This window comes from Streptomyces sp. NEAU-174, assembly GCF_052665095.1.
The window spans coordinates 422,418-431,021 of record NZ_JBQTCE010000011.1 but is presented as its reverse complement, the minus strand read 5'-3'; the positions used below and the strand labels follow the sequence as shown (position 1 = coordinate 431,021).

9 protein-coding genes and 1 pseudogene are annotated in these 8,604 nt (G+C 70.8%); 6 read left to right on the top strand and 4 right to left on the bottom strand.

All coding sequences use genetic code 11. The features are described from left to right. Window positions 1-56: 56 nt before the first annotated feature. On the top strand, window positions 57-287 hold the full coding sequence (locus tag ACT2CW_RS30845; protein ID WP_445516656.1) for an e9imm peptide: 231 nt from the start codon (window positions 57-59) through the stop codon (window positions 285-287). A 9-nt stretch (window positions 288-296) separates the two neighbouring features. Here the strand turns inward: ACT2CW_RS30845 and ACT2CW_RS30840 are convergent. Together ACT2CW_RS30840 and ACT2CW_RS30835 are read right to left on the bottom strand one after the other, a co-directional pair. Continuing rightward, a protein-coding gene (locus ACT2CW_RS30840) for an IS5 family transposase (RefSeq protein ID WP_445516655.1) occupies window positions 297-1,228 on the bottom strand; the annotation gives its coding sequence in 2 pieces (ribosomal slippage) (window positions 297-848 and window positions 851-1,228; 930 coding nt in all). A 133-nt stretch (window positions 1,229-1,361) separates the two neighbouring features. Beyond that, the gene (locus ACT2CW_RS30835; protein WP_445519000.1) at window positions 1,362-2,090 is read right to left on the bottom strand and encodes an SDR family oxidoreductase; all 729 of its coding nucleotides are present in this window, start codon (window positions 2,088-2,090) and stop codon (window positions 1,362-1,364) included. Between the two features lie 108 nt (window positions 2,091-2,198). On the opposite strand from ACT2CW_RS30835, the pseudogene ACT2CW_RS30830 reads away from it, so the two are divergent. Both ACT2CW_RS30830 and ACT2CW_RS30825 read left to right on the top strand, forming a co-directional pair. After that, window positions 2,199-2,454: pseudogene (locus ACT2CW_RS30830) on the top strand (hypothetical protein); the annotation flags it as partial. A gap of 32 nt (window positions 2,455-2,486) precedes the next feature. Beyond that, on the top strand, window positions 2,487-2,954 hold the full coding sequence (locus tag ACT2CW_RS30825; RefSeq protein WP_445518999.1) for a lyase family protein: 468 nt from the start codon (window positions 2,487-2,489) through the stop codon (window positions 2,952-2,954). Window positions 2,955-3,051: 97 nt separating this feature from the next. Here the strand turns inward: ACT2CW_RS30825 and ACT2CW_RS30820 are convergent, their stop codons facing one another. Further along, window positions 3,052-3,423, bottom strand: coding sequence for a hypothetical protein (locus ACT2CW_RS30820; RefSeq protein WP_445518998.1), 372 nt, complete (start codon window positions 3,421-3,423; stop codon window positions 3,052-3,054). 94 nt (window positions 3,424-3,517) lie between these two features. After that, a complete protein-coding gene (locus tag ACT2CW_RS30815; RefSeq protein ID WP_445518997.1) occupies window positions 3,518-4,138 on the bottom strand; it encodes a TetR/AcrR family transcriptional regulator in 621 nt (206 codons plus the stop codon). A gap of 234 nt (window positions 4,139-4,372) precedes the next feature. Between ACT2CW_RS30815 and ACT2CW_RS30810 the strand changes: the two genes are divergently transcribed. Genes ACT2CW_RS30810 through ACT2CW_RS30800 form a run of 3 tightly spaced genes read left to right on the top strand, consistent with a single transcriptional unit; the run spans window position 4,373 to window position 8,537 of the window. Continuing rightward, window positions 4,373-5,236 carry an SDR family NAD(P)-dependent oxidoreductase gene (locus ACT2CW_RS30810; RefSeq protein ID WP_445518996.1) on the top strand — a complete coding sequence of 288 codons (864 nt, stop codon included), beginning with the start codon at window positions 4,373-4,375 and terminating at the stop codon, window positions 5,234-5,236. Beyond that, window positions 5,233-7,308 carry an acetate--CoA ligase family protein gene (locus ACT2CW_RS30805; RefSeq protein ID WP_445518995.1) on the top strand — a complete coding sequence of 692 codons (2,076 nt, stop codon included), beginning with the start codon at window positions 5,233-5,235 and terminating at the stop codon, window positions 7,306-7,308. Before ACT2CW_RS30810 ends, ACT2CW_RS30805 begins: the two co-directional genes overlap by 4 nt. Window positions 7,309-7,364: 56 nt before the next feature. Further along, on the top strand, window positions 7,365-8,537 hold the full coding sequence (locus tag ACT2CW_RS30800; protein WP_445518994.1) for an acyl-CoA dehydrogenase family protein: 1,173 nt from the start codon (window positions 7,365-7,367) through the stop codon (window positions 8,535-8,537). The last annotated feature ends 67 nt before the right edge of the window (window positions 8,538-8,604 follow it).

Sequence of the window (8,604 nt, the reverse complement as noted above, 5' to 3'; positions counted from 1 at the left end):
TAGGAGCTGTCCGGGCGATCACGCGTCCCGCTAGGGTGACCCGGTGGAGGGACTTGATGAGTGCTGTGGAGATGAGTCGCGTGGAGGCGGTCGCGCTCGTGCAGCGGATCATGCAAGCGGACTACGCCTCGGACGACGAGGTGGACGGCTGGCTGGATCGGCTCGACAGAGCGCTGGCATGCCCGTCCGGTCATGTCAGCGGCTTGATCTTCTGGCCACGGGAGCCGGAGCTTTCTGCTGATGAAGTAGTCGATCAGGCCCTGGCGTATCGGCCGATCGCTTTGTGAGGTCGCTGGTCAACTCCGAAGCCAGATAAGCAGAGCCGCGCTGGTTGTAGTGCCGAGGAAGACGTAGCCGCGCTTGTCATAGCGGGTGGCCACGGCTCGGTACTGCTTCAGTCTGTTGATCGCTCGTTCGACGGTGTTGCGCTTCTTGTAGCGCTCTTCGTCGAAACCGGGTGGCCGTCCGCCATGTGAGCCTTTGCCCAGGCGGGCGGACCGGCTGTCGGTCTTCTCCGGGATCGTGTGCCGGATGCCTCGGCGCCGCAGGTATGCGCGGCACGGGCCGTTGCTGTATCCCTTGTCGGCCGCAATGCTGTCGGGCTTCGTGCGGGGCCGGCCCGGACCGACCCGCGGAACGCGGATCTTTGCCAGCACCGTCTGGAACTGGGTGCAGTCCGCCCGTTGCCCCGGCGTGATGAACAGGGACAATGGACGGCACCGGCCGTCGGCGCTCAGGTGGAGTTTGCTGGTGAACCCGCCCCGCGAGCGGCCCAGTCCCTCACCTCCTGCACCACCTCCGCCAGCCGGGCGAGCAGGCTCTGCCACGGCGTTTCGCCCTGGTGTTCTGCCGTCTCGGCCCCCTTTGATGCAAGTGTCGGCGGCGGTTCGGTCCGGGCACCGGCCGCGTGCTGGTGGGCCCGCACGATGGTGGAGTCCACCGAAATGTCCCAGTCGATCTCGCCCGCGGCATCGGCAGCGGCCTGGACCTGTTGCAGCAGGCGCTCCCACGTGCCGTCGGCCGACCACAGCCGGTGGCGTTCATAGACGGTCTTCCACGGCCCGAAACGCTCGGGAAGATCCCGCCAGTGCACCCCGGTCCGCACCCGGTGCAGAATCCCGTCGATCACCTGCCGGTGATCCCGCCACCGGCCACAACGCCTATTGCTCACCGGCAGGAACGGCCGCAACCGTTCCCACTCCGCATCCGTCAGATCACCCCGCCCCATGCACACAACAACGACTCAGGCACAGGGCAGTCACATGATCGCCCGGACAGCTCCTAGGGCAGTCGCGAGAGGACCAGGAGGCGCGACGGGTCGTGACGCCCACGGCGGGCCGCCCCGCGGCGGCGCGCGGGGGTCAGGAGAGCCAGTCGGCGTAGCGGGTGGGGGCGAGGTCGGCGCCCGTGTCGGTGAGGACGTCGCCCTTGACGGCGCCGAACAAGCCGGCAGTCGGGTCGGTGACGACGGTGCGGTTGTCACCCTTGGAGGCCAGGGTGATCCGGCCCAGCTCGTCCAGGGGAAAGACCTCGGGGCCCGCGATGTTGCGAATGCCGCGCAGCGGGGGCCCCTGGGCCACATCCGTCACCGCGGCGGCCACGTCCTTCGCGGCGATCGGCTGGATCGGCGTGGTGGGCAGCCGGACGGTCTCGTTGTCGGCGGTCCAGGACAGGGTGGCGTCCATGAACTCCATGAACTGCGTCGCCCGGACGATCGAGTACGGGATCGGCCCGGCCATGAGGAGCTCCTCCTGGAGCGCCTTCGCCCGGTAGTAGTCCAGCTCCGGCACCTGGTCCACACCGACGATCGAGAGAATCACGAAGTGGCCGACGCCGGCCTTCTGGGACGCGGCCAGAAGGTTGTCCATCGACGTCTGGAAGAAGGCCAGGGAGGCTTCGTCGAACGTCGGGGAGTTCGCCAAGTTGACGACGGTGTCGGCCCCCGCCAGGGCCTCGTCCAGCCCCTTGCCGCTGATGATGTCGACGCCCGTGGACGGCGAATGCGGTACCGCCTCGTGCCCGGCGGCCTTCAGATTCTTGACGACCTGCGACCCGATGAGTCCGGTACCGCCGATGACCGCGAACTTCATGACAGGCCTTTCGTTGACGTATGTCCGTAAAGGGATGGATAACCCCCATACGTCAATCCAAGCACCGAACGCGCACACGTCCCGTCTCCTGCCACTCCGGACGCCCTGATGGATCCACTCCTCAACCGTGGCGTGGCGTTCACCCGGCCGGAGCGGGACGAGATGGGCCTGACCGGGCGGCTGCCGTCCGGCGTGCTGACGCTGGGGCATGGAGAAGGCCTTCGCCACGCTCGGGCTCGGGCCCGGGGACGTGGACCTGATCGTGTGCACCGACGCCGAGGAGATCCTGGGCATCGGCGACTGGGGCGTGGGCGGGATCCAGATCTCGGTCGGCAAGCTGGCGGTCTACACCGCGGAGGCCGGTCCCTGATCCACTTCTCCATCGGGGACGACCGGATGCCCAAGGCCGTCTACCACGCCTACGGCCACGTCAAGAAGGCCGCCGCGATCGTCAACGGGCGGGCCGGGCGGCTGCCGGCCTGGAAGGCCGGCCTGATCCAGCGGGTGGCCGACGAGGTCATCGCGGGCGGACTCGATGACCACTTCCCGTTGTACGTGTGGCAGACCGGGTCCGGGACGCAGTCCAACATGAACACCAACGAGGTGATCAGCAACCGGGCGATCCAGCTGGCCGGCGGCGAGTTGGGCAGCAAGTCGCCCATCCACCGCCATCGCGCACAAGGCCGACGACGAGGGCACCACCCTGCGCGAGGCCGCACCGGCCTCCGGCGACGTCACCGCGGAGGACTTCGACCGCATCGCCGACCCGGCGGGCCACAGCTACCTCGGTTGGGCATCCAGGTGATCATCGTGAGGGCGGCCGGGACCGCCGCCGTCGTGCGGGCCGTCGAGTTCCGGTTGTAGATATATGCGTCTGTCTCGCTCGGAACATGCGCTTCCGCACCTATGTCGTGCCACACTGTGGGTGGCCCTCACCGCATCCCCCGTCGGTGAGGGCCACTTACGTCAGCCGGGTCTGGGCCGCCGCCGCGGGGGCGAGGTCGCGGCGGATGTACCACTCCGTGGACACCAGAGCCGGTCCAGCCCGGCGGCCTCGACCGCGGTTTGTGTCCCGGCGGGTGGGCCCGCGCCTCGGCGATGGCCTGGCCGATGACCTCCTGTGGGGACAGGCCCGTGTGATCGACCAGCGATCCGAGCAGCACGACCCCGCGTCCCTCGGCGCCTCGCGCTCGTACAACCGTGCCGTACCGTCGCCGCTCGCGGTGGCGAGGAGAGTGCCGTCGGGAGAGGACGCCGCCGACCGGACCCAGTCGGCGTGGCCGGTGAGGGGGCCGGCGACCGGCGTGCGAGTACGCGGATCCCACAGCCGCACCGTATGGTCATCGCCTCCGGTGATCGCGCCCCGGCCGGTCCTGCCCCGGCCGATCCCGCTCCCGCCGACGCCGCGGCGTCATGCCGTGTCCGGCTCAGGAAGCATCGGCCACCAGCTCCTGGTGGACGAAATCCACCAGGAGCTCGCGCATGGTCCCGATGGTCATGCCGGGGACTCCGGTCAGCACCTGGATGGCCGCGCCGTCGGTGAGGGCGGTCAGGCGCAGCGCGACGATGTGCGGATCGGCGTCCGCGCGGAAGACACCCTGCCGCTGGCCGCGCCGGACGATCCGGCGGACGGTTTCCTGCCAGCGTGCGTAGTACTCGTTGTGGGCCGGGCGGAACTCGGGGCGGATGGTGGCCTCGGCCCAGTACTGGAGCCAGATGGCCCACTCGTCCCGGACCTGGCCGACCCTCGGCAGCTGCATGTCGATCAGCTTCAGCAGCCGCTCGTGCGCGTTGTGGACGGCGCGCAGTTGGGCGGACTGGCGGGCGAACGCCCGGTCGACGCAGTACTTGAGGGCCTCCGCCAGGACGTCGTTCTTCCCCGGGAAGTAGTAGTGCACCGTGCCGGTGCTGGTGCCACAGACCTTGGCGATGTCGGCGATGCGCACGGCGTGGAAGCCGCGCTCGGCGATCAGCTGCCACGTGGCGTCGAGGATCCTCGCCCTGCGGTCCTCGTCACTCCTGGGCTCCGCCTTCGCCCCTGTGGTCACATCGTCTCCCCGTGGTCCTCGGTCCTGGTTCCCCCGTCTGCGCCGACGCTCAGCGTCCGGTCATTCTGACTGAAGCGTCAGTTCCTCGGCAAGTCCCGGGCCCTCGGAGAACCCCCTGCTGCCACGGAACTTTCCGGTCACCACCCCTTGACGCCGGTCTCGACGAGAGGGCTAACTGACGCATCAGTCAAATCTTTGGCACCCACACCTTCGCCCACAGATCGAGGAGGCTCTGTGCGCACTGACCAACGCGTGCCGCCGGTCAGCGGACTGCGGCCGGATGTCCACACCGGCAAGGTCGCGCTGGTGACCGGCGGGGGCACCGGCATCGGCCGGGCCACCGCCCTGGACCTGGCCGCCGGCGGCGCGAGCGTCGTGATCTGCGGGCGCCGCCCGGAGCCCCTGGCGCAGGCCGCCAAGGAGATCGAGGCACTCGGCGGCTCCTGCGTCACGGTGTCCGGGGACATCCGCGAGGAGAGCCACGTCACCACGGTCGTCGACCGCGCGCTCGAGGCGTTCGGACGCGTCGACATCCTGGTCAACAACGCGGGCGGACAGTTCTCCGCGCCCGCCGAGGAGATCAGCCCGGGCGGCTGGCGGGCCGTGCACCGGCTCGCCGTGGACGCCACGTGGGCGATGACCCGCGAGGTCGCCCGCCGGGCGATGATTCCGCAAGCCTCGGGCGCGGTGTTCTTCATCGCCTTCTCCCCGCGCCGCGGCATCCCCGGCTTCGCCCATGCCGCCTCCGCGCGGGCCGCGGTGGAGAACCTCGCGGCCGGGCTCAGCCTGGAATGGAGCCGGTACGGCATCCGTACCGTGTGCGTGGCCCCCGGCACCATCGCCACCGGGGGCCTGGACGACCACTACGCCCCGGAGGACCGGGAGCGCTGGGAGCGGTCGGTGCCGCTCGGCAGGCTCGGGCGGCCCGAGGACGTCTCCGGCCTGATCTCCTTCCTCGCCTCCCCGCAAGGCTCGTACGTCACCGGCACCACCGTCGTCGTCGACGGCGGAGCCGACGCCTGGGGTGCAGGTCACCCCGTACCCGACGTACCCCACCACCTCACCACGCCGGACTCGTCCCCCAAGGACAACCCATGAGCCTCTCCGCCACCGAGCGGCGCGTTCCCGGACGCGACCTGGGACCGCTCTTCGCACCGAACGCGGTCGCCGTCGTCGGAGCCAGCAACGACCAGACCAAGTGGGGCAACTGGATCAGTGTGCAGGCGCTGCGCATGCGGGGGCGCCGCCCGGTGTACCTGGTCAACCGCCGTGGGGAACCGGTGCTCGGCGAACGCGCCTACCGCTCCATGGCCGAACTCCCCCAGTGTGCCGACCTCGCGGTGATCGCCGTCCCGGCGACCGGGTTCGAGTCGGCCGTCGAGGACGCGCTCGCCGCCGGGGCGCGCGCCATCGTCGGCATCACCGCGGGCTTCGCGGAGCTCGGCACGGAGGGCGAGGCGCGGCAGTCGGCGCTGGCCCGGCGGGTGCGCGAGGCGGGAGCCGTGCTGCTGGGCCCGAACTGTCTGGGCGTCCTGGACAGCGGCAGCGAGCTGTATCTGTCCTCCAATCCGCTGCCGCCCGGCTCGGTGGGCCTGATCTCCCAGAGCGGCAACATGGCCCTGGAGCTCAGCCGGATCCTCTCCGAGCGCGGGCTCGGCTTCTCCCGCTTCGCCTCGCTCGGCAATCAGGCCGATCTCACCGTGGCCGACCTCATCCGTGCCTACACCGTGCATCCGGAGACCAAGCTGATCGCGGTGTACAGCGAGGACTTCGGCGACGGCCGGGACTTCGTGGCCGCGGCCGCCGAGGCCACCACGCTGGGCAAGCCCGTGGTGCTGCTCACGGTCGGCGGCAGCGAGGCGTCCGTACGCGGTGCCAAGTCGCACACCGGGGCGCTGGTCAGCGACAGCTCGGTGATCGACGCGGCCTGCCGGGCCGCCGGGATCGACCGGGTGGCCAGCCCCCGGCAGATGGCCGGCCTGCTGGAGGCGCTGCATCTGTTCGGCGCGGCCCCCGCCCGGAGGGTGGCGGTGCTCGCCGACGGCGGCGGCCATGCCTCGGTCGCCTGCGACCTGGCCGAGCGGTACGGGCTGTCGGTGCCGGAGTTCGACCCCGAGCTGTCCCAGCGGCTGCGGGACCATCTGACGCCTTCGGCGGGGGTGGGCAACCCGGTGGACCTGGCGGGCACCGGCGAGAAGGACGTGACCTCCTTCGCCCGTGTGCTCGGCGATCTGCTCGACGCGCCGGACACCGACTCGGTCCTGATCACCGGGTACTTCGGCGGCTACGGCGAGTACAGCGCGGCCCTCGCCACCGCCGAGGTCGAGACCGCGGCCGAGATGGGCGAGCTGGTACGCGACCGCTGCAAACCGGTGGCCGTGCACACCATGTACCCCTACAGCGATGCCGCCGAGGAGTTGCAGCGGCGCGGCGTCCCCGTGTTCCGCGCCATCGAGGAGGCGGCCCGCAGCCTCGGGATGCTGGCCCGGCGCACCCCCGCCGACCACGCGCTGCGGCCCCTGCCCGACCCGGCTCCACCGGTCACGGACGACGGCTACTGGAGCGCACGCGAGCTGATCCGCGCCGCGGGGGTGGACTTCCCGGCGGCACGCCCGGTCACGACCGTGGACGAGGCCGTGGCGGCGGCCCGTGAGATCGGCGGCAGGGTCGTGGTCAAGGCGCTCGGGCTGCTGCACAAGTCCGACTCCGGGGGTGTCGCGCTGGGGCTGGAGGGCGACACGGCGGTCCGTACCGCCGTCACCGACATGGCCGAGCGGCTGGCCCCGCCGGGATACTGCGTCGAGGCCATGGCGGACCCGCACGACGGTGTCGAGCTGATCGTCGGCGTCCGGCGCGACCCCCGCTTCGGGCCGGTCACCATGCTCGGCCTCGGCGGGGTCACCACCGAGGTGCTGCGCGACGTGGTCTTCGCCCTCGCCCCGCTCACCCACGGGCAGGCCCGTGAGCTGCTGGACCGGCTGCGCTCCGCCGCCCTGCTGCACGGCGTACGCGGCCGGCCCGCCGTCGACCTCGACGCACTCGCCCACGCCATCGCCGCCATCACCGACGTGGCGGCGGCCCACCCGGAGATCGCCGAGCTGGAGGTCAATCCGCTGCTCGCCACTCCGCGCGGCTGCCAGGGCCTGGACGCCCGCATCGTCCTGGGCTGACCCCATCGCCATCGCACACGAGCACTCACCCGCGCCACAGCAACAGGAGGAACACCGTGGAATTCGCCCTCGGCCCCCGTCTGCTCGAACTCAAGCAGCGTGCCGCCGGCCTGACCGGCAAGATCATGCAGTTCGAGGACGAGTGCGAGGCCAACAACGGTCTGCCGCCCGAAACCCACTCCGCCATCCGTGAGGAGGTGCTCGCCTATGGCCTCCAGGCCATCAACATGCCCGCCGAGTGGGGTGGCGCGGGCCTGACCATCCTCGAACAGGTCGTCGTCCAGGATGAGTTGGGCAAGCTCACCAACGCCCTGTGGGACGCGGTGTGGCGTCCGGCCAACTGCCTCAGCGCCTGCACTCCCGAGCAGCGCGAGCGCTACCTCGTCCCGGACATCGAGGGCCGCCGCCGCGACGCCGTGGCCATCACCGAGGAGCACGCCGGCTCCGACCCCTCCCGGATCCGCACCACGGCCACCCGGGACGCCGACGGCTACGTCCTGAACGGCGAGAAGTGGTTCGTGACCGTCGGCGACGCGGCGGACTTCCTCATCGTCCTCGCGTACGTCCAGCCGGACAACGAGCCGACGATGTTCCTCGTCGACAAGGACACCCCCGGCGTCTCCGTCAAGCGCACCCCGCGCTACACCCACACCTTCGTCTACGAACACCCCGAGTTCCTCTTCCAGGACGTCCGGGTCGGCCAGGACGCCGTCCTCGGCCGGGTCGGCGAGGGGTACGACCTGACCCGCGACTGGTTCACCGAGGAGCGGCTGATGATCGCCGCGCGCACCATCGGCGCCGCCGAGCGCGCGCTGCGGCTGGCCGTCGACTGGGCCAAGGAGCGTGAGCAGGGCGGAGAGGTGCTGATGAACCGTCAGCTGATCCAGGGCATGATCGCCGACTCGGTGACGGAGATCGCCACCAATCGCGCCTTCACCCACCAGGTGGCCTGGGAGTTCGACCAGGGTGGCGACCGCAAGACCCTGCACGCCAAGGCCGCCACCGCAAAGCTCGCCGCCTCCGAGGCGTCCAACCGGATCGTCGACCGCTGTGTGCAGATCTTCGGCGGCCGCGGCTATATGCGGGACGTCCCGGTCGAGCGGCTGTGGCGCGAGCTGCGGGTGGACCGGATCTGGGAGGGCACCTCCGAGATCCAGCGGCTGGTCATCGCCAACGAGGTCGGCAAGCGTGGCCTGGACGACCTGCTGTCCTTCACCACCGGGAACTGACCGGCGCCCGCCGGCGGCAGAGGCCGTACGGCCACGGCGGGGCGTACGGCCACGCCCAGTGCCGTAC

Bases quoted from the DNA above. Each gene is read 5' to 3' on its own strand.
- ACT2CW_RS30845 (WP_445516656.1), top strand. From the start codon at position 57: ATGAGTGCTGTGGAGATGAGTCGCGTGGAGGCGGTCGCGCTCGTGCAG.
- ACT2CW_RS30825 (WP_445518999.1), top strand. From the start codon at position 2,487: ATGCCCAAGGCCGTCTACCACGCCTACGGCCACGTCAAGAAGGCCGCC.
- ACT2CW_RS30835 (WP_445519000.1), bottom strand. From the start codon at position 2,090: ATGAAGTTCGCGGTCATCGGCGGTACCGGACTCATCGGGTCGCAGGTC.
- ACT2CW_RS30805 (WP_445518995.1), top strand. From the start codon at position 5,233: ATGAGCCTCTCCGCCACCGAGCGGCGCGTTCCCGGACGCGACCTGGGA.